The sequence below is a fragment of the Methylomonas stagni genome (genome assembly GCF_050154735.1).
GTDB classification, from domain to species: domain Bacteria; phylum Pseudomonadota; class Gammaproteobacteria; order Methylococcales; family Methylomonadaceae; genus Methylomonas; species Methylomonas koyamae_A.
Genome location: NZ_CP189557.1, coordinates 71075 through 96083, shown reverse-complemented (window position 1 = coordinate 96083; position 25009 = coordinate 71075). Strand labels below are relative to the sequence as shown.

Sequence of the window (25009 nt, the reverse complement as noted above, 5' to 3'; positions counted from 1 at the left end):
TGGCTTTTTCCTGGTAACGACTAGGGTATTTTATTTCAATGAGTTTCAATCAAAAAACATGCCACACTTTAGCGCTATAAAAATTAATGGATTAGCTATAAAGCATATTTAAACTATGTTATTTAAAGAATGTGCTACGTCATATGCCTTACTTGAGCGTTGGTAAGCGATGTTCCGGCGAACTTGCAGCCAACCCACGAAAAACTCAAACATCGCAAAGCAATCACCCTCCGCGCGTTTAAGCCACGCTCCGCTAACGACTCACCGCCGCGCACAGTCAATCAGCCATTGACGCTCAATCACGCGGCACTCACCGCCCTAACGCTCAAACCTATACGTCGCTAATAATCCAAGTTCGCCGTCAACTGATACGCTGTCTTCTAACGATTGAAATTCCGGCGATCGCCGACCCAAAGAGCCATACCGCCCCAGGCACCGGCACCGTCGTAACGCCGTTGTTGCTGATCGTCAGTTTATAAGCGTTACCCGTAGCAAAGTCGCAACCCTGGCCATTGGCGTTACCGTCCGGGCAGGCACCCGCGTAACCGATCAGATAGTAGCCGGCTTTCAGACCGGTCAAATTCAGGATGGCTTCACCAAAACTCAAAACAGCGTCGCCTGAGCCGACATAGGGCGAATTTTGGTTGGCGTTGTACAGCGCGTTACCGTTCAACGGGTCGCTAGCGCCTCCGCCATATTCACCAAGGTTATCCGGATTGCCAGCACCGGCGTACAAACCCTGAATTTTGTCGCCGTCGCCGTTGGTAAACGAGTAGCCGGCGTTGGCATAGCCTATCCAAGCATCGTGTCCGTCCAGTACGTTACCGCCGCCGCCACTCCCGAGCCATCCGTTGCTACCCAGAGCGCAATCGCCGCCCTGACCGCACGGATCGTCGGCGGTGCCGCCGTCGCCATAACCGCCTCGCACTTGATTCCAGGCGTGACCGTATCCGTTACCGTTTGATCTTCCCGCCACCAGCGGATCGCTACCGCTAGTCCAAATCGAAAACGCGGGATAATTCAACGGCGTTACCGGCGTGGGCCCAACCAAAGTGGTCACACCATCATCTCTTTTCCTCGTGTAAGTCACAACACCCGCCTTGGCTTGCAAGTCGACTGTTATGTCAAAACGGGTGCCGGCGGCAATGTCCGCTTCACTGCCGACCTGGAAAATTCGAAACTCCGCGTTGTGCGTCCAACCGTTGTTGTGTATCACTGTGTCGGACCACGCGCGGTTCGGCGTGGTATTGGTTGCCGCAACACTGGATGCCGCCGGATTGCCGGACGCCGACTCGACCGTCGCGACGGCACCCGCCGTCAGCGTCGGCAGCGTCGCGGGGCTGATCGCCGCAGCCTGATTAGAATACGCCACCATGCCGGCAACGCCCAACGCGGCCAAAATTGATCGACGCAAAACGTTCTGTTGTTTCTTCATTTAATTCACCTTGAATGAGTTATTCACTTCACATCCCAAATCTCGGTACCGGAGCCGTCCGGCAATCTTCGGGCAATATCCAGATTTTCCACGACCCGCTCGCGCGGTCATTAGTTTTTCCTAGTTAAAGATTGCGACCTTCAGTCTAAAAATATGCCGATGGCTAGTGCGTGCAATTCAATGGTTTACCGAAAGCGCGGTTAAATAGATCCTAAAGGATTGTCGCGCGACATCCCTGGGCTGAAAGTTCGCAAACCAATTTTCCGGCGGATTTTCAGCCAGCCCATGGCAATCTCGAACGCGGAGGAACAATTAGCCACCGCGCGCAAAGCCACGACCCGTTGACAATCCAACGCCACAAGCAATCCGCGCCCGCGGCTCTAACGCCGAAACCTGTACGCCGTATAACAATACAAGCGCGCCATCAACCGGCGCGCCGCCTTCCAACGATTGAAATTCCGGCGATCACCGATCCAAATAGCCATACCGCCCCAGGCACCGGCACGGTGGTTAACCCGTTGTTGGTGATGGTCAATTTATAGGCATTGCCTGTGGCCAAATCGCACTGCTGACCATTGGCATTACTGTCGGGACAAACACCCGCATAACCGATCAGATAGTAGCCGGCTTTCAGGCCGGTCAAATTCAGGATGGCTTCGCCGAACCGCAAAGTTGCCTGGCCGGATTCGACATAGGGCGAATTTGCGTTGACGTTGGTGACGGTCCTGCCGTTCAACGGATCGCCAGCACCACCGCCGTATTCGCCGAGGTTATCCGGATTGCCGGCGCCAGCATACAAACCCTGAATCTTGTCGCCGTCGCCGTTGGTAAACGAGTAACCGGCGTTGGCATAGCCTATCCAACCGTCGTGGCCGTCTACAATATTGCCGCCGCCACCGCTCCCGAGCCAGCCATTACTGCCCAGCGCGCAATCGCCGCCGACGCCGCACGGGTCGTCGGCATTCCCGCCATCGCCATAACCTCCGCGCACCTGATTCCAGGAGTGACCATAGCCCAGGCCATTCGGTTGGCCGAAAACCAGAGGATCGCTGCCGCTGGTCCAGATCGAGAATGCAGGATAATTCATCGGCTCTACCGGATTGGGTTGAGCACTTCCGCGTCGGTAAGTCACAACGCCGGCCTTGGCTTGCAAGTCGACCGTCAAATCGAAACGGGTGCCGGCGGCAATATCGGCTTCACCGCCAACCTGGAAAATACGGTACTGAGCGATATAGGTCCAACCGTAGTTGTAATCTGGGCCGTAGTCAGACCACGCTCGGTTCGGCACGATATTGGTTGCCGCGACGCTGGAAGCCGCCGGATCCCCGGAGGCCGACTCGACCGTCGCGACCGCGCCCGCGGTCAAAACCGGTAGTGACGGCGGACTGATCGCCGCCGCCTGACTGGAATATACCGCCATACCAGCGATGCCCAGCGCCGACGCTATCGACCGGCGCAATATGACTTGTTTACCCTTGTTCATCAATTCCCCTAACACCATTTTGATATGTTGAAAATACCCAGCGAGCAATAACCAAACCGACGCCAACTTATCGGTGACCCAATTCCTCGAACGCTCCACGCGCCCTCGGACGTTAGAACATCCTAACGCAAATGTTAATTCAATAAATGTGCCAGATATTTTTGATATACAAATTAATATCTTATAAAAATAAAATAATTAAACTATGTTTAATCGCCATATTGCTGCGGCATATCCCTTAATTTACAATTCGGTCTATCAATTTTAACAATTCTGTTTTCTCTGCAAAGCCTCTAAAAGGACCATCCTTTCTCAAATAAGCATCGATTCGACAAAATTAGCTCGTCTTTTGCTCGCGTCTCTATTTCTCTAACTTGATAATCGGCCTACCATCGAGTGCTTCAGACAAGCGGTAATGCAAGATAAAACCCAAACTTAAACCGTACCGCACACTAATTTATAGATTGCGGCGCTATAAGCGATCGTAAGGCCTATTTACGGCCTTTGTAATACTCCATGAAAATGGGGTATATCAATTACCAAGCAACAGGGGCAATGCATCGGTTAAGAAAAATTCACAACTAAAACCATGAAATTCACCCAATGGATTTGCAATACTCCCTACCCTAAACTTCGACCAACCTTAAGGAACCTCTGATTATTCAATTTTTCAAGACAAATTGATGTTTACGTCATTGATTTAATTGACTCTGAAATTTAAGGTTACGAATTAATCAGATGATCCTTAACGAGTTCCCAGCACATAACGGCAAATCACCCAAAACCGTTACCTTTCTAAGCTATTTAACAAAGATAACTTTCGCGACACTCATACAGCACATGATCCACGCCTATTCTCAGGTGGCATAAAACCTGCGTCAACTCTCGTGACTATTCAGCATAGGCTTCACAAGTGACCTCAAACCAAGTTTCCCCCTTTGAAAAACGGGGACTGATGGGGTTATTTCAATAATCCCTCTATCTCTCTTTTTCTAAAGAGGGGCGACAAATCACTGAGCACTCTCTGAACAGTTACCAAATATATAGCCTATGGCACGGAGATTAAAAACATAGTCGCACTTTAGACACAAGAGAGTAATTTAGCTATATACACCATCAAAAACGAGAGAAAACCCATGAGATTTGAAACATACAAAAACCGTTTAATTTTCAATCGATCCTTGATAACGGCAGCCTTGCTAATATTGATTATTGCCGAAGCGGAAGCAGCACTTGTAACTCTGACAGGTAATGTTGCCGCTGGTCAAACTTACACTATCAACAAAGGAGATACCTTGGTCATTGGAGACATGGCCGACCCCACCAAACAGGGTAGAACCATATTGGGATCTCTGATTAACAATGGCTACACAATTTCCAATGCCTCGCTTGCTGTACTTACGAATGGCGAAGTCCGCAACAGGGGCTTCATGCAACTCAACGGATCATCGTGGACATCAGGCCTTGGCTCCCGAAAAATCGTCAACGAAGCCGGCGGCATCATGATTGTCTCGGGATATTTCGATTCCTATCATTCCTCGGGAACCGGTCTCGAGAATTTCGGAACACTCCGATTTGTCGATAAGCTATATGGCGGTATTGACGGCTTCCCGCTCATCCGCAATACCATTGCTAACCACGGCAGCTTGACGATCGAAGCATCCGCCGACAACTGTCAATTCGACGCCACTCCAGAAAACCCGAACCCCGGCATTCTGAACGATGGATATTTCGAGGTGCACTCGTCGGGACACTGCTTAACAAATGATCCCGACAATTATCCGACTTTTACCCAAACCGGGGGTAAAACCGTCATCAATGGGACGTTCGGCGCAAAGAATCTAAACCTGCAAAACGGCGTATTATCCGGCAACGGTACGATAACCTTAGCGGGAGACTACAATACGGTTCAGTTTGGCGGCACAATATCCCCCGGCGACGACTTAGGCACGCTAACGGTGGTTAATGATTTAACCATCGACGGAACGATCGAAATGCAGCTCGGCGGCGCGGCCGGTAATGACAAACTGGTCGTCAACGGCAACCTGAACCTGGATGGCGCCCGACTGTACGTCTCGTTTCGCGAACAATATATGCTGGGGTTTGGCCAAGAAGTCACGCTGATCACCGCCGACAACATTACCGGATACCCGGTTTTAGCGAGCTATCCAATATTGCCTGGGAACTTGGGTTACGAGCTGGTGCAAACCGCGACATCGATAAAAATGCGTATCAGCACCAAGCCTCGCTGATCGTCCGCCGCTAGCCTGAAACCGCGCCATATCCGTCCGCGATATGGCGCGGTCGCTTACCGCGTCGTGCGCTAGGCGCATCGTTCGAGCCAACGCTGACATCGCCGCGCAATGGGCTCGGCAGTCTCAAAAATCAACGCTGATCCACCGCGCGGCAAATTCCATTCACACATCCCACTAATCCAATTTAAACTTGCGGTTTTTTTTGCGAATTCGAAATGGCGTCATTCATGGAACGCGGCCAAGCCGCAGTGCAACAAAAAAACTTCGCGGCCGCGGCCGAATGCTTCGGCAAGGCCCTGGCCGAAAGCCCTAAAGATCCGCAAATCGCCGCCTGTCTCGGCCAATCCTTATGTTGGTTGGGCGATCGCGACGCAGGGCTGAAATATTTGCGCCTATCGGGCCAATGGCTGCTGAAAAAAGCCAAAAAAAGCCGCGACACCGGCTTAGCCTTGGACTTGGCCGATCAGCTGCAACACTGGAGCGACTACGACGGCGCACTCGAACTTTGCAAACAGGCGGTACAAATCGCGCCCAACCACGTTCGCGGTTTCCAACTGTTGGCTCTGAGCCATTCCCGGCTGAATCAAAAAAGCCGGCACTGGCCGCCGCCAAACAAGCGTTGAAATTGGTGCCTGACAATCCGATGCTGACGATACTCGTCGCGACGCTGGAAATATCGGACGGCCAATACCAGTCGGCGCGCGAACGTTTAGCCAAGGCCTTGAGCCATCCCCTGTTGAAGCCGGAAGAAAAATTTCGCGCCCACAAGGAGATGGCCCGGTTGCTGGATAGGCTGGGCGAGTTTTCCCAAGTTTTTGCCCACTTGCGTCCCGCCGCCGATATAGCGCCGCAACTCGTTGAGGTCAAACGGCAAGACGCAACCTTGGTCCCCACGATGTTGGCTGACTATAAAACAGCCTACACCCGCGACTTGCTTGGCCGCTGGGCCGGCCGCGAGTTTCCGGCCGACCTGCCCCCGCCGGTCTTCGTGCTGGGTTTCATGCGTACCGGAACCACGCTGACCCAGGAAGTGCTGGGCACTCACCCCGATTTATTCGCTGCCGACGAAACCGACCTGATCGCCGCGACGGTCAAGGAACTCAGGCGCGTCAACCCGCAAAGCACCCGACAGACCGAATTGTTGGCCGGTTTGGATTGGGACGGCGTATTGCATCTGCGACGGTTTTACTGGGATCGGGCGCGAGCACTGTTCGGCGACCGGATCGGCACGAAACACCTGCTCGACAAAACCACGATGAATTCCATCGATCTTGGTTTCATCAACGCGATCTTTCCGGATGCCAAGCTGGTGTTTTTGCTGCGCGATCCGCGCGACGTTTGCCTGAGTTGTTTCATGCAGACCATGGTTCCCACGCCGTCCACGGTGCCATTGCTGACTTGGCTCGGCACGGCGCGCTTTTACGGCCAGGTGATGGATTGGTGGCTGACCGTCAAGCCAATGTTGACGATGGACTTTGTCGAACTGCGTTACGAAGATGCGGTATTCGACTTCGAAGCAACGTTCCGGCGGGTGTTCTCGCTGATCGGTCTGGATTGGAACCCCGCTGTCGCCGAATTCCACCAGCGAGCGGCCGGCAAATACATTGCCAGCCCAAGTTACGAGCAAGTCGCCCAACCGTTGTATTCGTCGTCGGTCGGCCGTTGGCGCCATTACGCCGATGAGTTCGCCGAAATTGAAGCCGAACTGAAACCCTTTCTGGCCGCGCTGGGCTACGACTGAAGAATCGGCCGGCGCATCGCGGGCGCTCCGGCCAACCGCAATCGCCGGACGCGACAGCGATGCGTTACTTGGGAATCGTTGAGCAAATGACATACATACCGGTGTCGGCACACCATTGATCGCGACCGAAGCCGCTCCCGCCGAAATTTTCCGCTCGGGCAATACCCGCGCGTTAGGCCAGGCCGACAAAAGCCAGTAATTCCTGCAATTCCTTGGCTTCCAGTTCGTAGAACGAATGGGCGCGCACCCGCTCCGGCAGTACGATATCGCCGTAACGCACCCGTATCAGGCGACTGACTTTGACGCCTTGCGATTCCCACAAGCGGCGCACCAAGCGATTACGGCCCTGCTTGACCGTCGCGTAAAACCACTTGTTGGCGCCCTCGCCGGCATAGAAACTCACCTCCTCGAAATGAGCGGGGCCGTCTTCCAGTTCCACCCCGTTTTTCAGGCGTTCCATCATGTCGTCGCCGACCTCACCGAGGATGCGCACCGCGTATTCGCGTTCGACCTCGCGCGACGGATGCATCAAACGGTTGGCCAGCTCGCCGTTATTGGTGACCAACAGCAGGCCGGAGGTGTTGATGTCCAAACGACCAACGGCAATCCAGCGGCCGACGGCCAAGCGCGGCAACTGGGTAAAAATCACCGGCCGGCCTTCGGGATCGCGACGGGTTACCAATTCGCCAACCGGCTTGTGGTACACCAACACGCGGGTCGGTTGCTCGGCATACTTCTCCCACTTGACGATGCGGCCGTTAACCGCCAAATGATCGCCAGGTTTCAAGTGATAACCCGGCTGGATACGGTTGCCGTTGACCGTCAGCTTGCCTTCCTCGATCCAACGCTCGATTTCTCGCCGCGAGCCCAAACCGGCCCGCGCCAGGAACTTCTGGATGCGTTCGCCGCTCGCGTCAGTGGAGAGTGCGCTCGGGAGTGTCGCCGGACCGGGTTTCGTCGAGCCGGGCTTCGTCGGACTCGGCTTCGGAAGGTTGGTTTTGCGCTTGGGCGGTTGGGCCTTCGCCGACTGGGGTTTGCTCGGTTTGCGGTCTTTCACGGGATTCCTGTGGTGCTGGCGGTTGAGCGGACGAGCCGAGGTCCATGTCGACAATCTCTTCCAATGGCGGTAATTCGCTCAACGACGTTAAATTGAAATAATCCAAAAACTGCTTGGTTGTGCAGTAAAGCGCCGGCCGGCCGGGCACTTCCTTATGGCCGACCACCTTGACCCACTCGCGCTCCAGCAGCGTCTGGACGATGGAGGTACTGACGCTGACGCCGCGAATGTCTTCGATCTCGCCGCGCGTCACCGGTTGCCGGTAGGCGATAATGGCCAGCGTTTCCAGCAGAGCTCGCGAATAACGCGCCGGGCGCTCCTCGAACAGCCGGCCGACCCAATGCGCCAAACCTTCCCGCACCTGAAAACGGTAACCGCTGGCCAGGTGTTTCAGACCGACCGGCCGATCGGCGTAGTCGCGGGCGATTTCTTCCAACGCGATCTGAATCGCCAGCGTATCCGGTTGTTCCAGTTCGGGAAAGGTTTCCTGAATCTGTTTGACCGTCATCGGCCGATTGGCGGCGAACAGAATCGCTTCGACAATGCGTTTGGTGTTCACATTGGCCTCCAGCGGATAGTCGAAGACCGCCGGCCTTGGTTCGCTCCGCTCGGTAACCGCCACCCGCCAACCGTCGGCCAAGGCCAACGGCAATCTCGGCACGCGCTTGCGCGGGCTAACGGCGGGCGCGGCCGGCCGCTGCGTCCGCCAGTCACCGCGCCGGTTGGGCGGCAAGCGCGCCGAGGACTTATTGCGCCCGACCGATGTGGCAGCGGATGTCGGGCATCGCCAATCGCCGCGCCGGCCGGCCGCCAGGCGCGCCTTACTGGGTCTGAAACCACGCGAAACGTCGGCATCGATCGCCGCCGGCTCCACCGATTCGACGTTTGCGATTGCTTCGGTCGGCGCGGCGATGCCGACATGGCGCTCGACCGACCAACCTCGCGGAAAACGCACGGCTCGGCGCCGGACCTGCACGTAGACCGTGACTGGCTCCGGCTTGACTCTGGGCTTGCGCGGTTTGGCTCTGACTGGAACATCGGCGACGGTAGCGGCGAACGACGGCGAATCAGTCGCCTGTAGCGGTATTGGCTCTAAGCCGGACGTGGATGCCGGCGTAAGGCTCGGGCTGGAAGATGTCGAGGAGTCGCTCCTTGGAGAGCTCAAGGATGGCAAGAAACGCGACAACCACCCCGTTTTTTCCTTCACTTCGGGTAAAACACGCTGAGAAATGGAGCTGATCTGCTCCGTCAAGTTTTTCCAAAATGGCTGCCATTCGTTCACGGACTGATAAAGGCTCTTTACTGATATGGTGGTGACTGAGTCGTTCGGCGCGCTTCAAAACATCCTGGAGGGACAGTAACAGCTCGCCGAGCTCGATGTCCGGCAGAATCTGCCTGATGCCGATTGTCGAAACGTCGACAACCGCTTCGAACGTATCGCGTTCGTGGCGCGGCAAGCGGTCGATTTCCTCGGCGACTTTTTTGATCGCTTCGTATTCCTGCAATTTACGGATCAGGAAGGCGCGCGGGTCCTCCTCCTCTTCCTCGCTTTCCGGCTGGCGCGGCAGCAGCATCCGCGATTTGATTTCCGCCAGCAGCGCGGCCATCACTAGATATTCGGCCGCCAGCTCCAGACGCAAATTGTCCATCATGTCGATGTAGGCGATGTATTGCTTAGTAATTTGGGCGATCGGGATATCGAGAATATCCAGATTCTGTCGGCGGATCAAATACAGCAGCAAGTCCAACGGCCCTTCGAACGCATCCAGAAACACTTCCAGCGCATCCGGCGGGATGTACAAATCGTCGGGCAAGGTTTGGAACGGCTCGCCGAGCACCAGCGCAATCGGTTCCGGCGCCGTTTCCACCGGTAACTCCACCGCATTCATCGGTTTAAGCGAACATCCGCTCGGCGCTTAAAAAACCCATCCGAAACCGCTTCACATCCCGGCGAGCGTGAAAAACAATTGCTGCGCATAAAACATCGGATACGCCAGCAAAAAGCTGAGCACGTCGGTCGCCAGTAAAATCAGCAACACGATGAAACCGTAGCGTTCGAATTGGTTATAACGCCATGCCCAATAATCCGGCAACAATCCGGACAATACCCGGCTGCCGTCCAGCGGCGGAATCGGTAGCAGGTTGATCATCATCAACACCAAATTGATGGTAATGCCGGCCACGCCGCTATAGATAAAAGGCATCGAGACGAATTCGAACTCCAGCGCAACCCCTATCCTAGCCAGTAAGGCCCAGGCTATCGCCATGCACAGGTTGGCCAACGGACCCGCCAATGCCACCATCATCATGGCTTTTTTGGGCTGCTTGAAATTGCGGGCGTCGATCGGTACCGGCTTGGCCCAGCCGAAGATAAAACCGGTAAACGTGATCAACAGCAGGCCGGGTATAATGACAGTGCCGAGCGGGTCGATATGCGGCAACGGATTCAGCGTCAAGCGGCCTTCCCGTTCGGCGGTTTTGTCGCCGTAACGCTTGGCCATCCAGCCGTGGGCGGCTTCGTGGCCGGTAATCGCGAAAATCACCGGCAGACTCCAAACCACGACACGCCCCACCAAAGTCAGTTCTTCCATCATACTCTCATGCCTCCAGCATCGGCGCGATGCCTATGCCCTGTCTGACGATTTCGATGCCGTTGTCGCCGCAGGCGATCACAGTCGTGGCGCGCGCTTCGATAGTTCCCGTGCTCATCACCAAGTCCAGTTCGTGTTCCAGGCCGAGGCGGATTTCGTAAGGGTCGCTCAGCGCCTCTTCGTCGCCGGGCAAAATCAAGGTCGCCGTCAATAGCGGCTCGCCCAGTTCTTCCAGCAACATCGCCGCCACCCGGTTGTCCGGAATCCTGACGCCGATGGTTTTTTTCTTAGGGTGTTGCAAACGCCGAGGCACCTCGCGGGTGGCGTCCAACAAAAACGTAAACGGTCCCGGCGTCAGCTTCTTGATCAGCCGATGGGCGTCGTTACCCATCTTGGTGAAGGTCGACACCTGGGTCAGATCGCTGCAGCACAGTGTGAAATTATGCTTGTCGTCGAGCCGGCGAATCCGGCGGATGGTGTCCATTGCCGCCTTGTCGCCGATATGGCAACCCAGCGCGTAGGAAGAGTCGGTCGGATAGGCAATGACGCCGCCCTTCCGAACGATTTCCGCCGCCTGCCGGATCAAGCGCTGCTGCGGATTGTCCGGATGAATCTCGAAGAACTGTGCCATTGACCCGATGAAACTGCCGCGTAAGGGCGGCATTGTACCTTATCTTTCCGATTCCTTTTTCGCCACTTTGTCGCGCAGGTAGACCGGCATGGCCTCCTCGACAGGCACGGCCAGCCCCTTCAGAAAGTCGCGCACGCCCAATTGAGCGATACAGGCTGCCCTCGGCCAAACGTCGACTTCGACGCCTTGCACCAGTTCGCCCAGGCATTCGGCCAACTGGGCACAATACACGCCCCAGCCCGAACCGACGCCAAAACCGACGGCTTCGGGAAACGCCACCTCGCCGGCCGGCGTCACGACTTCTATGCCAAGCAATTTGGCGAAATGTTCGGTATCTCGCTGATACACCGCCCAGTAAATTTCATCCATCCGGGCGTCCATCGCGGTAAACGCCAACTCGGCCAATGATTGTTTGTTGAAAAAATCCTGGGCGATCGCAGCCAGCGTCGAGACCGGCACCACCGGCAGATCCGCGCCGAACGCGATGCCCTGAACGAGGCCGCCGGCAATTCTAACCCCGGTGAACGACCCCGGCCCGCGACCCACCGCGACCGCGTCGAGTTGCCGAGGTTTTAGTTCGGCGTCGGCCATCAGCTCGTCTATCATCGGCAAAATCAGTTTGGTGTGGTCGCGCGGCGCGACGGCGAAGCGCTCGACGATCTCGCCGTCGAAAAACAAGGCGGCCGAACAAGCATCGGTGGAAGTTTCTACTGCCAGTAATTTCATAATTCAGTTCGAGTAACAGAGTTGATCAAAAACGCGTCCGATGCTTCGCTGGCCCGATCGGGCCCCAGTATCGAGCTAATCCGATACTTCGTTAAAAAACCGCCGCACATCTTCGATGTCGCGACTACGCCGCATCGCCGGCACGCTATCCAAAAACATCTGTCCGTAGGAGCGCTTTAACAAGCGCGGATCGCAAACCATCAGTACTCCGCGATCGTTGACATCGCGGATCAGGCGTCCGATACCTTGCCTGAGCATGATAATCGCACTGGGTAATTGGTGTTCGAAAAACGGGTTGCGGCCCTGCTTTTCGATGGCGCTCATCCTGGCCTTCAACACCGGATCGCCGGGCGAGGCGAACGGCAGTTTGTCGATAATGACGCAAGATAAGGCATCGCCGCGCACGTCCACGCCTTCCCAGAAACTGGCGGTGGCCAATAGTACCGCGTTGCCCAGTTCCTTGAACTGGTCCAATAGGGCAGCCTTGGACCGGGTACCTTGCACCAGTAGCGGATGATCGATCCGACCGTCCAGTAATTGGGCGGCTCGTTGCAAAGCCCGGTGACTGGTGAATAGAAAGAACGCCCTGCCCCGGCTGGCTTCCAGCACCGGCAGCGCGAATTCGACGATTTTGTCGGTGAAATCCTGATCGTTAGGTTGCGGCAAGCCCTTGGGGTGGTAAAACAACGCTTGATTCGGGTAGTCGAACGGACTTTCCCAACTCCGGCTGTCGGCGCCGCTCAAACCCAGACTGCGCGAGAAATGCGCGAAATTGTTGGCGACGCTTAACGTCGCCGAGGTGAATATCCAGGCCGCCTTGTGGCGGGCCATGAAGCCGCGAAATTCCTTGGCGATGTCCAGTGGCGTGCGACTGAGCGTGAACGACTTGTTATAGGTTTCATACCATTTGATCCACTGCCCGTCCCGGTCGTTGATCAACGTTTCCAGCTGCGCGTCCAAGGCTTCGGCGCGATCGAAACAAGACTCCAGCCCCTTGCTACGCACCGACGCGCGTTCGAGTTGATCGGTCAAGCGCGCCAGTTGCTTTTGCAAGGACTCCAGCGCGCCGGCGATTTTCGGGTTGGTCTCGATATCCTGCCAGTCGCCGCGTCGCAATTCCAAGCCGAAGGCCAGACGCATGTCCTTGACCTCGTGCTGCAAATCTTCGCAAGCGGTGCGTAGATCCGGCATATCCTTGGCGTCGGTGAAATATTCGGCCAAAGCGTCGTCGGCCAGATCGGTCAACTGTTTGCCGCTGATCGTCACGCCGAGGAAATTGGACGCGGTATCGGCCAATTGATGGGCCTCGTCGATGATGACGACTTCGGCGTCCGGCAACAATTCGCCGAAACCGGTTTCACGAATCGACCAATCCGCGCACAGCAAATGATGGTTGACCACCACCACGTCGGATTCCTGGGCCTGCTTGCGGGCCTTGACCAAAAAGCAATCGGCGTAATCCGGGCATTCCTGGCCAAGGCAATTGTCGGCGGTCGAGGTGGCGTGAAACCAGATCGGATCGCCGTCCTGGACGTCGGCGACTTCGGAAACATCGCCGACCTTGGTGCGCTTACCCCAAGCATGAATTTTGGCCAGCGCCGCGGCGTCTTCCTGGCTGTAGCCGAAGGCCGAATTCAAAGCCTGATCCAGACGGTAAGTGCATAAGTAATTGGCGCGTCCCTTCAGCAGGCTGGCTTTGAACGGGGTGCGGGTCAGCGCCTTGCGGATAACCGGGATGTCCTTGTTGAACAATTGGTCTTGCAGATTCTTGGTGCCGGTCGAAACAATGACTTTCTTGCGCGACAGGATGGCGGGAATCAGATAAGCAAAGGTTTTACCGGTCCCGGTGCCGGCCTCGGCAATCAAATGTTGCCCGGCGGAGATGGCGTCGGCAATGGCTTGCGCCATTTCGATTTGCGCGGCACGCGGCGCGTAGCCGGGGATGGCCTCGGCCAACGCGCCGGCATCGCCAAAGATGTCGGCGAGTTCGGCCATTTGCAAGTCAGCGCGGCGCGAAAATCAATGCCCGAAAAAGCTGTCCGCCTTGGCCTTGGCTTCCTTGGCACCTTGCGGATTTTGCTGCATCTGCCGGGCTTCGGAGATCAGCAACCAGCTTTTGCGTTTCAAGCTCAAATCGCCGCCGGCCAACAATGCGGCCTTACCAGCCAGCTCCTCGGCTTGCGGCGCCTTATTCTGCTTGAGCCGCAACAAGGCCAATTTGTAAGTCAATAGCGGATTACGCGCATCGATGCGCAAGGCCCGTTCCATCACCACCACCGCGGCATCCAGGTCGCCGGCATTACGGCTACGGTCGGCTTCGCTAACCAGGGCCACCACGGCCGGCGACGTGCCGCTGGGAATCTGCGCGTCTTCGATATTCAGGCGCACCGCCTCGGCGGTCGGCGCCACCGGCGTGGTGGCGGCCGATTCAACCGGCGGCGTCAACGGCTCGGCTCGAAACGCCGGCAGATTCGGTTCGTCCTTAAAATTGGTGGTGACCTCTTCGATGGCGTAGGTACCGGTACCGGGCACACTGGCTTGCGCTTTCTTGGCGACCGGCGGTATCGGCGCCTTATCCTTGGCGGCCGGATTTTTCTTGGACTGGGCTTTCTTGGCGGCGGCCTGACCCGCGGTCGGGCTGGGCCGTTCGGATTCCGAAACGCCGGCGCAAGCCGACAACAACAGCACTAGCGGGAACAGGACGAGCAAGGATGATTTCTTCATTAAACCTTATGCAATGGAGGTGTGGATTTAAAACAACTGGATGTCCGGATCGCCACCGGTCTGATTGGCGGCCTCGAACAACGCCAGCGCTTCCTCTATGGATTTGCCTTGATGAATCGCGTCGAACATCACCTTCTCCGCTTCCATCGTATAACGGCCGCGAATCGCGTCCTGCAATGCGCACCATTCGGCGGGATTATACAACCTGTGCGGGGTTTCGATCATCGCCGACAAATCCTTCAGGTTGGCCGACACATGCTGGAGGCATTGTTGTAGCCGGTCGTAGAATTGGAATTCAACGATGGCGTCGTCGATCTTACGGCGAGCGGCATCGCACTGCGCTAAGGCGTTTTCCCGATTTTCGCTCTCCGCCAAACCGGTCAATTGTTCGCGAATCGCGGCCAGATTTTCGACCATGCCGGTAAACGCCGTGGCCAGCGCATTGACCGATGCGTCGCCGTCTTTCATGCTGCCGTCCATCTGCGCGGCGGACACGGTCAACAGTTTGATGGTTTCTCTAATCTGGCTCCAATCCAAGTCGGGCCGGCTTGCGTCTGAATAGGTCATAGTCATGGGTGTAGCGGACAAACCGTAATGAAAGTGCGGTGTTGGGATTCTAGTTGAATCGCCGAAGCAACACAAATCACGCCAACCGACGGACGCGGCGGCGACACTCAAAAAACGTACGCGGCTTCGTGAAGAATTTGACGCTGGCTCGGCGGATGAGTTAGAAAGGTAGCTGAGCGGAAAGCCGCCCAACGTTACTTCACCCCATCGTTCAAGGACTCCATGAATATTCAATCTTCGGGCAAAAAATTGTTTGTGCTGGACACCAACGTTTTGATGCACGACCCAACCGCCATCTTTCGCTTTCAGGAACACAATATTTTCATTCCGATGGTGGTCCTCGAAGAACTCGACCATGCCAAGAAAGGTTTATCCGACGTTTCCCGTAATGTCCGCCAAGTCAGTCGTTTCTTGGACGAACTGATCCGCGACGCCAATCAACAGACCATCAACGACGGCCTGCCACTGTCCCGCATCGAACACGGCCTGGCCGTGGACGCCGATTACGACGGCCGCCTGTATTTCCAAACCAAGCAATTGTCGCATCTGCTGCCCGATAATCTGCCCGGCCAGATTGCCGACAATTCGATTTTGAGCATCGTATTGGCCTTGGGCAAGGAATACCCGGACGTCAACGTCATCCTGGTGTCCAAGGACATCAATATGCGCATCAAGGCCGCCGCGCTGCAACTGAACGCCGAGGATTACCACAACGACCAGACCATCGAAGACATCGATCTGCTGTACAACGGCACGATGGCGCTGGAAGCCGATTTTTGGGAAGAAAACGGCGGCAAGATGGAGTCCTGGCAGGAAAACAACCATACCTACTACAAAGTCAGCGGGCCGGCGGTGGCCGACTGGTTTCCCAACCAGTTTGTGTATATGGACGACGAATCCGGCTTCGAAGCCATCGTCAAAACTTGCGACGGCCAGAGCGCGGTCTTGCAACTGGCCCGCGATTTCCGCACCAAGCACAACAGTGTTTGGGGCGTGTGCGCCAAGAATCGCGAACAAAATTTTGCATTGAACGCGCTGCTCGACCCCAATATCGATTTTGTAACGCTGCTCGGCACCGCCGGCACCGGCAAGACGCTGCTGGCGCTGGCCGCCGGCTTGTCGCTGACGATGGAACACAAGTTGTATCAGGAAATCATCATGACTCGCGAGACCGTGCCTGTCGGTCAGGACATCGGCTTTCTGCCGGGCAGCGAGGAAGAGAAAATGGCACCCTGGATGGGCGCGTTGATGGACAACCTGGAACTGCTGGGCAGCCGCTCCGGCAACACCGAATGGGAACAAGGCGCGTCGCAAAATGTGCTGATGAACCGGGTCAAAATCCGCTCGCTGAACTTCATGCGCGGCCGGACTTTTCTGAACCGCTTCTTAATCATCGACGAGGCGCAAAACCTGACGCCCAAGCAGATGAAAACCCTGATCACTCGCGCCGGTCCCGGCACCAAGATTATCTGCATCGGCAACCTGGGACAGATCGATACACCCTACCTGACCGCGACCAGTTCCGGTTTGACTTACGTCGTCGACCGCTTCAAGGCCTGGGCAAACAGCGCGCACATCACGTTGCGGCGCGGCGAGCGTTCGCGGCTGGCGGATTTCGCGTCGGACAATTTATAACAACGGCCAGGATTGGCCCTGGCCCTGCTGCGGTGCCAGGCAGACGCGGTTTTTATCGTCGCGGCGCGGATTGTTTACCCAAGCCCCGACCTGGGTGACCGCCATCGCCATGCCGGCCGCACCGGCCGACATGGCGCACGCCCGCACCGGGTCTATCAATGGCTTAAACCAATCGGCATAAGCTTCCGGCTGAATCACGACCGGCATCCGGTCGCGTATCGGCGACACCGAGGTTTGCGCGACCGTGGCTCGACAGCCGGCATTAAACGTCGACGCTTAAGCCGTCCGAATTGGGCCAGGCCGTCAATACCGCATTGACCACGGTCGCCAACGGGATTGCGAAGAACACGCCCCAAAATCCCCACAAGCCGCCGAAAAACAGGATCGCGACAATGATCGCGATCGGATGCAAATTCACCGCCTCGGAAAACAGCAAGGGCACCAGAATCACGCCATCCATCGCCTGCACCACGGAATAGGCGACGAACACGTACATAAAATGGTCGCCGTTCGCCAAGCCCCATTGCAAATAGGCCACCGCCAGTACCGGCAGCGTCACCAGCGTGGCGCCGATATAGGGAATCACCACCGACAGGCCCATCAAGACCGCCAGCAGCATCGCGTAATTCAGATCCAGCCACCAAAACACCAGAAAACTGACGGCCCACAAAATGAAGACCTCAACGAATTTACCGCGCACATAGTTGGCAATCTGTCTATCGACTTCCCGCCACACCCGCAGGCTCAAGTGCCGGTCTTTCGGCAAGAACTGTTGAAACCAACTCAATAGGACAGCCTTATCCTTGAGCAGAAAAAACACCATCATCGGTACCAAAAACAGATAAATCACCAACGCGACCAAGCCGACGAAGGACTGCGCCGAGCCGGAAATCAAATCCTGACTGTATTTGAGTAAATCCTGCTGAACCGAAAACATCAATTGGCGAATCCGCGCCTCGGTAATCAACTCCGGATGGCGCTCCGGAAACCGCATGATTTCGGCTTCCGCGCTATGTATGAAGTCGGGAATGTGCTGGACCAATTGCACGGTTTGTTCCGAAACAACCGGAACGAGCACGAACAACACGAAGCCGAAAACGGTCAGAAACGTGAAATACACGAGATGTACCGCCACGATGCGACTGACATTCCGCTCGACCTTAACCACCATGCCCTCGAGCAGATAGGCCAACACGATGGCAACGAATACCGGCATCAGCAAACCCAACAGGCTGTAGATCAAGACCGAACCGACCAATAAAATAATGGCCAACGATACGGCTTGCGAGTTAGGCAAAATCCGCTTAATAAGCCGCGTCAGCAATCGGGAATTGGCGTGGTCGCCGTATAGCATCATTCAAAGTCTCCAGACGACGGCCGCAACCGCCACCGCGATCGGAAACCGCCTAGTAATGCGGAAAAGAAACAGTACGGCCTGTTTGGCGCCGATCGAAACTCGATCAACGCGTCAAGGCCAAGATTTGCGCGGCGATCCGTTCCAGCGGCACGACGTGATGAGCCGCTCCTAGCCGATAAGCTTCGCCGGGCATCCCCCAAACCACGCTAGTCGCTTCATCCTGTACGATATTGACGGCGCCGGCGTCTCGCATTTCCAACATGGCCTTGGCACCGTCCGCGCCCATGCCGGTCAACATCACGCCGATCGCGGCCGAGCCGGCCTGCTCCGCCACCGACTTGAACAAGACTTCCACCGACGGCTTATGCCGGTTGACCGGCGGCCCGTCCAACAAGCGGCAAACCCAGCCGTGCCGTTCCAGCGCCACGGCCAGATGGCGATCACCGGGAGCGATATAGATATGCCCCGCCATTACTGGTTCGCCGTCAATGGCCAGGCCAGCCCGCATCTCGGTCGCATCGTTGACGTGTTTCGCAAACGACGCGCTGAAGGCAACCGGTAAATGCTGTACGACCAGAATCGCCGGCGCGGTGCTGGGCAAACCGCCGACCAGCAAGCGCAAGGCTTCTGTACCGCCGGTCGACGAGCCCAACGCGACAATTTTGCGAGACGACGCCGTAAACCGCCGGCCGGTCTCCGAGGATAGCGCCGTCGCGGGCTCCGCCGCGCGCGCTCGATTGACATCCCACACCTTCATGTTCGCTTTTGCAGCTGTTCTTATTTTGTTAACGATTTCATCGGCGTATTGCCGCAGGTTTTCGACACTGTTCAATTGCGGTTTGGTAACGAAATCCACCGCTCCTAGCGTCAGCGCCGCCATGGTCGCCTCCGCGCCTTGCGCGGTCAAGGTCGAAATCATCACTACCGGCATCGGCCTGAGCCTCATCAAATTACCCAGGAAGGTCAAGCCGTCCATCCTAGGCATTTCAATGTCTAACGTTAACACATCCGGATTCAGCGTCTTGATTTTTTCCCTGGCTTCGTAGGGGTCGCCGGCGGTACCGATCACTTCGATATCGTCGACTTCTCCGACGATTTTTGCCAATAGTTGCCTAATCAATGCCGAATCGTCGACGATCAATAATTTTATTTTCTTCATCCGATCACCCTGTGAACAGTTCGACACTACCTTCCGGCGCCATGCCGTTGACAATTTGCTGGTAACTGGATTCGCGCCGCACGATCGTATCGTTGGTCAATTGCTCGAGATTTTTCAGCTTCACCGAGCCGGTACGCGGATCGAAAACAATCTTGCGCGGAAACACGCCGCCCAAATCGTAGGACACCAATGCCATGCCTTCCCGCTCGACATAGGCCAACACGAATTCGACATTGCTAACGCCAACGCCGCCAAGATTGGCGACGACGCTGGCGCCGCCGAACAGTTTGACTTGCAGGTCCCGCCGACATCCGCCATAGCGCAATACCCCGTTGATCAAAAACTCCATCGCGAAATTGCCGTAACGCGAGGCGCGGCTGAGACAACGTTCTTCGGGAGAGACAAAGCGAGCATGGTCGGTATGCGGCAACATGAAATGATTCATACCGCCGGCGCCGGTGCCAGGGCAGTAAACGCAAGCCGCGACGCACGACCCCAAGACCGTCGTGATCAGCTCGGCCCGGTCGGTAACGTAATAATCGCCGGGCAGCAACTTGGCGGCTTGTATCCCGCGCTGGCGGTCCCAATAGCGATTGATGTGTTCGAACCCTTGAATCGGCGCCAACGCCAAGGTGTCCGCCGTCATCGTTCCGGCTTCCGGTAAACCGTCTGTCCCAACGCTTCGAACCCGGTATCGAGCTGGTGTAACGACTCGGAATGACCGATGAACAAATACCCACCGGGGCGTAGCGCTTGCCAATAGCGTTTTGCCAAGGCTTCCTTGGTGCTTCGGTCGAAATAAATCAGCACGTTTCGGCAAAAAATCAGATCAAAGCCGCTCAGCTCCGGCCAATCCCGCATCAAGTTGAGCTGGCGAAACTCAATGGCCTCGCGCAACTCGGCCTTGACCCGCACTCTACGATCTTGCCGACCGACCCCTTTTTGAAACCACTGCTTCAATCGTCGCTCGCCCAAGCGCGCGACCGCTTCGAGAGGATAAACTCCGGCGGCGGCCGTCCGTAAAACCTGGGTATCCAAATCGGTCGCCAGCACTTGAAACCGCCAATCGCCCGGTAAATGTTCGTGCAGTGTCATTGCCAACGAATACGCTTCCTCGCCTGTCGAACAGCCGGCAGACCAGGCACTCAACGTTTTACGCCCCACGGACTGCTTACAGATTTGCGGTAGGGCTTGTTTAGCCAGAAATTCGAAATGATGGTTCTCGCGAAAAAACGCCGTGAGATTGGTCGTCACCGAATTGATGAATTCGGTAAATTCGAGGTCGGGATGGGCACTCAAATAATCCACGTAAGACCGAAACGTCGACAAGCCCAAGGCCCTCAAGCGTTTGGCCAAGCGCGAATAGAACATATCGAACTTGTCGTCGGGAACCTGGATGCCGGAATGATCTCGAGACAACTGCCGGAGTCGGTCGAAATCGGCGCGCGTGTAGGCAAATTCGCGCTGGCTATCGCGCACAGGCCATGGATTATCGGTCAAATCCAGCTCCCGACCGGTTTAGAAAAACCGGCGTAAGCCTGGTCGACCTCCAACAACTCGGCAATGCCGAGCAATCGAGCCGCCTCGACAAAACGGTCCGACGGAAAATCGAAACTGACTTGCTTGCCGGCATCCAGTGCGGTCCGCTTCAACACCAACAGTAGTTGCAAAGTCGCGGTATCGACCATACTCACCGCCGACGCGTCGATTTCAATGGCCTCGGCGTCCGCCAGCGCCGTCAAAAGCCGCTCATACAAATTGCAAACGTTCTGGATGCTTTGCACCGCCTCCAATGCAATACGCGTGGCATGAGCCATCGACATTGTCGCGCTATCGGCAACGCCGTCGGCGTCGGCTTCCGCCAAAACCGGCTGCTTGGGTTGCGGGATAGCCAATACCTCGCTCGGTTCGGACGATTTGGCCACGCCGGGCTCGCGTAACCAAGCCAGAGGGTCGTAACCGATCAAACTGGGTTCGTGTTTATCCGCCATCAGATCACCGTTCCGCTCAAAAAGTCACGCGCCAACGCGTTAAAATCCCGCGCCGAGCGACAACCCGGCCGGTACTCGAAGATCGTTTTGCCAAAACTTGGGCATTCCGCCAAGAATGCGGTCTCGCGTATCGGCGTCGCCAGAATCTTGCCGCTGAAATACTCGCCCAAGGTCCGCAACACATCTTGCGACAAGCGCCGCGTCGGCACGTAGCGGGACATCACCAAGCGCAGCAAGTAATGTTTATTTAACGCCGCCTCGAATTTCAGCAAAGTCCCCATCAAGTGCGACAAACCCTGCAAGGCCAGATAATCGCTGGTCATCGGTATCAAAATCTCGTCGGCGGCCATTAACGCATTCGCCACCAGAATGCCGGACGACGGCGGGCAATCGATGAACACCGAGTCGATCTCCGTCAGGCTATTCGCCAACGCGATCGCCAGCAAATCGCCACGGTGAGTTTCACCCTGGCTGAGCTGTTCGATTTCTTGCAAGCGCGGCCCCGGCGGTATCAACCACAAATTTTCCCGCGCCTGGACCGCGCAACCGTCCAGATTAGCGCCGCCCAACATCGCTTCATCGACGCCGGGCCGATTGTTGGATCTGACGCCCAGCGATACCGAGAGATGGCATTGCGGGTCCAAATCGATCACGGCTATCCGTTGACCTATCCGAGCCAAGGCGTGGCAAAGATTAACCGCGGTCGTGGTTTTGCCGACGCCACCTTTTTGATTCAGGATCGCGACGATGCGCCGACTCATGACGCGGCGCCGAGACCGACGAATTCTTCCGGGTCCAGTAATTTATCGACATTCAGGACCATCACCATGTGCTGCTTGGCCACGTAGATTCCGCGCATGTAGCGGGTATCGATCCTCGCGCCCAGATTCGGCGCTGGTTTAATATCGGCGGGATCGACATCCAGCACATCGGAAACCGCATCGGCAATGACGCCCATCACCACTTGGTCATGCGCGGCGGTCTCCACGCATGCCACAATCACCACCGTGGTCGGCGTGTACTCCGCTCGCTCGATTCCGAAGCGAATCCGTAAATCGACGACCGGCACGATCATGCCGCGCAAGTTGAGCGCCCCGACGACGAAAGCCGGCGTATCCGGCAGTTTGCGCACAGGTTCCCAACCGCGAATTTCCTGGACCTTCAAGATGCTCAGCGCATAGGCATCGCCGGCCAACTCGAATGTCAAAAATTGTTCGATATTACGGTCGGTCGCGTTACTGTCGTTCATATTGAATTGGAAGGTTAAGGCCGCGATGACAGGCTGCAATTAGAAGTCTTGCCATTCGTCGCCGCCGCTCGCCGGTTTAAACGCCGGAGAAATCGGACGCTTGCTGAAAGCCGGCGCGGCGTTATTCGTAATGTCGGGCGTTACCGCGGACTTTTGCGGCGTGTTCGCCTGCCGCTGCTGGCGCTCGTCCAGCTTAAAAAACGACAGCAGTTCTACCATATTCATCGACAAATCGCTCATCGATACGCTGGCCGCCGAAGCTTGCTCGGCCAACGCGGCGTTTTGTTGAGTGATCTCGTCCATTTGCGCCACGGCTTGGTTCACTTGAGCAATGCCGGCCGATTGTTCGGCACTGGCATTCGCTATTTCGGCGACGATATCGCCAACCTTTTTGACGCTGGCGACAATTTCGACCAGAGCCTTACCGGTTTGATTGACAAAATCGGTCCCGACCCGAACTTTTTGCACGCTGGACTGAATCAGTTCCTTGCTTTCCCGCGCGGCGGTAGCGCTACGTTGCGCCAGATTTCTAACTTCAGTCGCGACCACCGAGAAGCCACGGCCTTGTTCGCCGGCTCGGGCCGCTTCCACCGACGCGTTCAACGCCAGTAGGTTGGTCTGGAACGCAATTTCGTCGATAACGCCAATAATGTCGGCGATTTTATTGCTGCTTTCGTTGATATCCTGCATGGCCTTGACGGCGGCGCTGACCACGTTTCCGCCCTTCTCGGCGAGTTCTCTGGCGTTGTCCGCCACCAGATTCGCCTGCTGGGCGTTCTCCGCGTTGTTTTTGACGGTACTGGTCAATTCTTCCATGCTGGCCGCGGTTTCCTCCAGGTTTGCGGCCTGTTGTTCGGCGCGTTGCGACAGATTATTGTTGCCGCTGGCGATTTCCCGCGACGAATTGTTGATGAAGTTCGCCGACTCGGTAACTTCGCCGAAGATGTCGCCCAACTTATCGATCGTGCTGTTGATGTCGTTCTTACAGGTCAGGTAGACCCCCTGATAATCGCTGGTAATCCGGTTACTCAGATCGCCTTCGGCCATGCTTTTCATCGTGCTGCCGACTTCTTCGAATACCCGTTCGATCACATCGGTCAGGTCGTTGATTTCTTGGCTTAACTTGGCGAAAAAACCTTGTTTGTCGTCGAGGGCCAAGCGCTTATCCAGTTGTCCGGTCTTGACACTTTGAACGATGGCCTCGATCTCCCGTTCGACCTTGACCTCGCGCGTGCGATCTAGCCATTCGACCACGACACCGATACGGGCGCCTTCGTCGTTAACCACCGGATTGGCGACGATATTCATATGCCGGCCACCGATGACCAATTGCGAGCTAAAGGTTTGCACCAAGCCGGCCATTAATCCGCGCTGGTGCGACGGGTGTTGGTGGAACTGATCGATATTGGCGCCCAGCAAGGCGTCCGCGTCGAAATTCGGCAATTGCCGACGAATATCGGCCTCCGCGTTTTTGAACATGGCCTTGACGGTGTTATTCATATAGATGATGTCCAAATCGTTATTGGCCACCATCACGCAAGACTCGACATTGTCCAAAGCCTGTTTGATGCGGGTGGCTTCGTAGGCGACCTGCTTCGAGTAAGCCAAATCGGCGATCAGTTTGACTTGGGTGGTATACAAAGCCCGGTTGAACGCGCCGATCTGATCGTTGCGGTTCAACTCGATCTCGTTCCGGAATTGGTCGTCGGCTAGGCGGTAACAAATCCGCGTCGACTCGCGTAAATGTTCGAGAATGCGGCGCACCGCCGATACACCTATCCAGCCGCCAACCGTGATCATCGCGCCTGCCGCGGCCGCCATCGGGTATTTTTGCTCGGCAATCGCTTGCGCAAGCCAAATCAGCGTGGGCAAGGCCAATAGCAAGCCGGCGATCGCCAATTTAGTACCGATACCGATGTCGGCCAATTTCGCCCACGCCGCCCGCAAGCCAACCGGCCGGATCGAGGCCTGCTTGTTCGCCAATTTTTCATAGAACGCTTCGGCCTGATTGATTTGCTCGCGACTGGGCGCATAGCGAACCGACAAATACTCGTGGACTTTACCGTTCTTCCGGACCGGCGTGACATTGGCTTCGACCCAATAAAAATCGCCGGACTTGGTGCGGTTCTTGACCGGCGCGGTCCAAGGGAGGCCCGCTTTCAGGCATTGCCAAAGATCGGCGAATGCCGCCTCCGGCATGTCGGGATGGCGAACCAGATTGTGGTTGGCACCGATTAATTCATCCCGACTGAAACCGCTAATTTCAATGAACGCTTCATTGGCGTAAGTGATGATGCCTTTCAGGTTGGTCCGCGTCACCAGCACCGTACCCGGTGTCATCGTGACTTCGCGGTCGGTCACAGGTTGGTTCACTCTCATTGCAATTTCTCCGTTGAAATTCGGCCTTG

The 25009-nt window shown here is 56.3% G+C and carries 23 protein-coding genes and 1 pseudogene; 4 read left to right on the top strand and 20 right to left on the bottom strand.

Going from position 1 to position 25009, the window contains the following annotated elements:
* Window positions 1-361: 361 nt before the first annotated feature.
* Both ACP4CD_RS00455 and ACP4CD_RS00450 read right to left on the bottom strand, forming a co-directional pair.
* Window positions 362-1435: a hypothetical protein gene (locus tag ACP4CD_RS00455; RefSeq protein WP_426992903.1), complete on the bottom strand. Its 1074-nt coding sequence runs from the start codon at window positions 1433-1435 to the stop codon at window positions 362-364.
* Window positions 1436-1859: 424 nt separating this feature from the next.
* Window positions 1860-2918 (bottom strand): hypothetical protein, encoded by a 1059-nt coding sequence (locus ACP4CD_RS00450; RefSeq protein ID WP_426992902.1) that lies wholly within the window; start codon window positions 2916-2918, stop codon window positions 1860-1862.
* A 1136-nt stretch (window positions 2919-4054) separates the two neighbouring features.
* Between ACP4CD_RS00450 and ACP4CD_RS00445 the strand changes: the two genes are divergently transcribed.
* The 3 genes from ACP4CD_RS00445 (at window position 4055) to ACP4CD_RS00435 (ending at window position 6914) form a co-directional block, all read left to right on the top strand.
* A complete protein-coding gene (locus ACP4CD_RS00445) occupies window positions 4055-5170 on the top strand; it encodes a hypothetical protein (protein ID WP_426992901.1) in 1116 nt (371 codons plus the stop codon).
* A 230-nt stretch (window positions 5171-5400) separates the two neighbouring features.
* Window positions 5401-5796 carry a hypothetical protein gene (locus ACP4CD_RS00440; protein WP_426992900.1) on the top strand — a complete coding sequence of 132 codons (396 nt, stop codon included), beginning with the start codon at window positions 5401-5403 and terminating at the stop codon, window positions 5794-5796.
* A gap of 5 nt (window positions 5797-5801) precedes the next feature.
* On the top strand, window positions 5802-6914 hold the full coding sequence (locus tag ACP4CD_RS00435) for a sulfotransferase (RefSeq protein WP_426994648.1): 1113 nt from the start codon (window positions 5802-5804) through the stop codon (window positions 6912-6914).
* Between the two features lie 172 nt (window positions 6915-7086).
* Here ACP4CD_RS00435 and rluB read toward each other — a convergent pair whose 3' ends face one another.
* The 9 genes from rluB to ACP4CD_RS00390 all read right to left on the bottom strand — a co-directional run bounded on the left by rluB (window position 7087) and on the right by ACP4CD_RS00390 (window position 15210).
* The gene (gene rluB, locus ACP4CD_RS00430; RefSeq protein ID WP_083386234.1) at window positions 7087-7812 is read right to left on the bottom strand and encodes a 23S rRNA pseudouridine(2605) synthase RluB; all 726 of its coding nucleotides are present in this window, start codon (window positions 7810-7812) and stop codon (window positions 7087-7089) included.
* A 16-nt stretch (window positions 7813-7828) separates the two neighbouring features.
* The gene (scpB, locus tag ACP4CD_RS00425; RefSeq protein ID WP_426992899.1) at window positions 7829-8926 is read right to left on the bottom strand and encodes an SMC-Scp complex subunit ScpB; all 1098 of its coding nucleotides are present in this window, start codon (window positions 8924-8926) and stop codon (window positions 7829-7831) included.
* A 112-nt stretch (window positions 8927-9038) separates the two neighbouring features.
* On the bottom strand, window positions 9039-9860 hold the full coding sequence (locus ACP4CD_RS00420; RefSeq protein ID WP_064025837.1) for a segregation and condensation protein A: 822 nt from the start codon (window positions 9858-9860) through the stop codon (window positions 9039-9041).
* A 51-nt stretch (window positions 9861-9911) separates the two neighbouring features.
* Complete coding sequence (locus ACP4CD_RS00415) at window positions 9912-10565, bottom strand: site-2 protease family protein (RefSeq protein WP_426992897.1); 654 nt, start codon at window positions 10563-10565, stop codon at window positions 9912-9914.
* A gap of 4 nt (window positions 10566-10569) precedes the next feature.
* Window positions 10570-11193: an L-threonylcarbamoyladenylate synthase gene (locus ACP4CD_RS00410; RefSeq protein WP_064025833.1), complete on the bottom strand. Its 624-nt coding sequence runs from the start codon at window positions 11191-11193 to the stop codon at window positions 10570-10572.
* A 39-nt stretch (window positions 11194-11232) separates the two neighbouring features.
* A complete protein-coding gene (gene tsaB / locus ACP4CD_RS00405) occupies window positions 11233-11919 on the bottom strand; it encodes a tRNA (adenosine(37)-N6)-threonylcarbamoyltransferase complex dimerization subunit type 1 TsaB (protein WP_426992895.1) in 687 nt (228 codons plus the stop codon).
* Window positions 11920-11994: 75 nt separating this feature from the next.
* Window positions 11995-13914 (bottom strand): ATP-dependent DNA helicase, encoded by a 1920-nt coding sequence (locus ACP4CD_RS00400; RefSeq protein ID WP_168028972.1) that lies wholly within the window; start codon window positions 13912-13914, stop codon window positions 11995-11997.
* Between the two features lie 24 nt (window positions 13915-13938).
* On the bottom strand, window positions 13939-14643 hold the full coding sequence (locus ACP4CD_RS00395; RefSeq protein WP_064025827.1) for a tetratricopeptide repeat protein: 705 nt from the start codon (window positions 14641-14643) through the stop codon (window positions 13939-13941).
* Window positions 14644-14670: 27 nt separating this feature from the next.
* Window positions 14671-15210 carry a hypothetical protein gene (locus ACP4CD_RS00390; protein WP_064025825.1) on the bottom strand — a complete coding sequence of 180 codons (540 nt, stop codon included), beginning with the start codon at window positions 15208-15210 and terminating at the stop codon, window positions 14671-14673.
* Between the two features lie 222 nt (window positions 15211-15432).
* Between ACP4CD_RS00390 and ACP4CD_RS00385 the strand changes: the two genes are divergently transcribed.
* Window positions 15433-16845 (top strand): PhoH family protein, encoded by a 1413-nt coding sequence (locus ACP4CD_RS00385; protein ID WP_064025823.1) that lies wholly within the window; start codon window positions 15433-15435, stop codon window positions 16843-16845.
* Here ACP4CD_RS00385 and ACP4CD_RS00380 read toward each other — a convergent pair.
* The 9 genes and pseudogenes from ACP4CD_RS00380 to ACP4CD_RS00340 form a co-directional block, all read right to left on the bottom strand.
* Window positions 16840-17079: pseudogene (locus ACP4CD_RS00380) on the bottom strand (hypothetical protein); the annotation flags it as partial. The gene ACP4CD_RS00385 and the pseudogene ACP4CD_RS00380 sit on opposite strands and share 6 nt — an antisense overlap.
* 28 nt (window positions 17080-17107) lie before the next feature.
* A complete protein-coding gene (locus ACP4CD_RS00375) occupies window positions 17108-18202 on the bottom strand; it encodes an AI-2E family transporter (RefSeq protein WP_064025821.1) in 1095 nt (364 codons plus the stop codon).
* A gap of 103 nt (window positions 18203-18305) precedes the next feature.
* The gene (locus ACP4CD_RS00370) at window positions 18306-19361 is read right to left on the bottom strand and encodes a protein-glutamate methylesterase/protein-glutamine glutaminase (protein ID WP_071160925.1); all 1056 of its coding nucleotides are present in this window, start codon (window positions 19359-19361) and stop codon (window positions 18306-18308) included.
* Between the two features lie 4 nt (window positions 19362-19365).
* The gene (locus tag ACP4CD_RS00365) at window positions 19366-20007 is read right to left on the bottom strand and encodes a chemotaxis protein CheD (RefSeq protein ID WP_064025817.1); all 642 of its coding nucleotides are present in this window, start codon (window positions 20005-20007) and stop codon (window positions 19366-19368) included.
* Window positions 20004-20861, bottom strand: a complete 858-nt coding sequence (locus ACP4CD_RS00360) for a CheR family methyltransferase (RefSeq protein ID WP_426992891.1) — start codon at window positions 20859-20861, stop codon at window positions 20004-20006. The genes ACP4CD_RS00365 and ACP4CD_RS00360 overlap by 4 nt, the downstream gene beginning before the upstream one ends.
* Window positions 20858-21352, bottom strand: coding sequence for an STAS domain-containing protein (locus tag ACP4CD_RS00355; protein WP_426992890.1), 495 nt, complete (start codon window positions 21350-21352; stop codon window positions 20858-20860). The genes ACP4CD_RS00360 and ACP4CD_RS00355 overlap by 4 nt, the downstream gene beginning before the upstream one ends.
* Window positions 21352-22113, bottom strand: a complete 762-nt coding sequence (locus tag ACP4CD_RS00350; protein WP_426992889.1) for a ParA family protein — start codon at window positions 22111-22113, stop codon at window positions 21352-21354. Before ACP4CD_RS00350 ends, ACP4CD_RS00355 begins: the two co-directional genes overlap by 1 nt.
* Window positions 22110-22601, bottom strand: coding sequence for a chemotaxis protein CheW (locus ACP4CD_RS00345; protein ID WP_168028982.1), 492 nt, complete (start codon window positions 22599-22601; stop codon window positions 22110-22112). Before ACP4CD_RS00345 ends, ACP4CD_RS00350 begins: the two co-directional genes overlap by 4 nt.
* A 39-nt stretch (window positions 22602-22640) precedes the next feature.
* Entirely contained in the window at window positions 22641-24980 is a 2340-nt protein-coding gene (locus ACP4CD_RS00340) for a methyl-accepting chemotaxis protein (protein ID WP_426992887.1), read from the bottom strand.
* Between the last annotated feature and the right edge of the window lie 29 nt (window positions 24981-25009).

Bases quoted from the DNA above. Each gene is read 5' to 3' on its own strand.
- ACP4CD_RS00455 (WP_426992903.1), bottom strand. From the start codon at position 1,435: ATGAAGAAACAACAGAACGTTTTGCGTCGATCAATTTTGGCCGCGTTG.
- ACP4CD_RS00450 (WP_426992902.1), bottom strand. From the start codon at position 2,918: ATGAACAAGGGTAAACAAGTCATATTGCGCCGGTCGATAGCGTCGGCG.
- ACP4CD_RS00445 (WP_426992901.1), top strand. From the start codon at position 4,055: ATGAGATTTGAAACATACAAAAACCGTTTAATTTTCAATCGATCCTTG.
- ACP4CD_RS00440 (WP_426992900.1), top strand. From the start codon at position 5,401: ATGGAACGCGGCCAAGCCGCAGTGCAACAAAAAAACTTCGCGGCCGCG.
- ACP4CD_RS00420 (WP_064025837.1), bottom strand. From the start codon at position 9,860: ATGAATGCGGTGGAGTTACCGGTGGAAACGGCGCCGGAACCGATTGCG.
- ACP4CD_RS00415 (WP_426992897.1), bottom strand. From the start codon at position 10,565: ATGATGGAAGAACTGACTTTGGTGGGGCGTGTCGTGGTTTGGAGTCTG.
- ACP4CD_RS00410 (WP_064025833.1), bottom strand. From the start codon at position 11,193: ATGGCACAGTTCTTCGAGATTCATCCGGACAATCCGCAGCAGCGCTTG.
- tsaB (WP_426992895.1), bottom strand. From the start codon at position 11,919: ATGAAATTACTGGCAGTAGAAACTTCCACCGATGCTTGTTCGGCCGCC.
- ACP4CD_RS00400 (WP_168028972.1), bottom strand. From the start codon at position 13,914: ATGGCCGAACTCGCCGACATCTTTGGCGATGCCGGCGCGTTGGCCGAG.
- ACP4CD_RS00395 (WP_064025827.1), bottom strand. From the start codon at position 14,643: ATGAAGAAATCATCCTTGCTCGTCCTGTTCCCGCTAGTGCTGTTGTTG.
- ACP4CD_RS00390 (WP_064025825.1), bottom strand. From the start codon at position 15,210: ATGACCTATTCAGACGCAAGCCGGCCCGACTTGGATTGGAGCCAGATT.
- ACP4CD_RS00385 (WP_064025823.1), top strand. From the start codon at position 15,433: ATGAATATTCAATCTTCGGGCAAAAAATTGTTTGTGCTGGACACCAAC.
- ACP4CD_RS00375 (WP_064025821.1), bottom strand. From the start codon at position 18,202: ATGATGCTATACGGCGACCACGCCAATTCCCGATTGCTGACGCGGCTT.
- ACP4CD_RS00370 (WP_071160925.1), bottom strand. From the start codon at position 19,361: ATGAAGAAAATAAAATTATTGATCGTCGACGATTCGGCATTGATTAGG.
- ACP4CD_RS00365 (WP_064025817.1), bottom strand. From the start codon at position 20,007: ATGACGGCGGACACCTTGGCGTTGGCGCCGATTCAAGGGTTCGAACAC.
- ACP4CD_RS00355 (WP_426992890.1), bottom strand. From the start codon at position 21,352: ATGGCGGATAAACACGAACCCAGTTTGATCGGTTACGACCCTCTGGCT.
- ACP4CD_RS00350 (WP_426992889.1), bottom strand. From the start codon at position 22,113: ATGAGTCGGCGCATCGTCGCGATCCTGAATCAAAAAGGTGGCGTCGGC.
- ACP4CD_RS00345 (WP_168028982.1), bottom strand. From the start codon at position 22,601: ATGAACGACAGTAACGCGACCGACCGTAATATCGAACAATTTTTGACA.
- ACP4CD_RS00340 (WP_426992887.1), bottom strand. From the start codon at position 24,980: ATGAGAGTGAACCAACCTGTGACCGACCGCGAAGTCACGATGACACCG.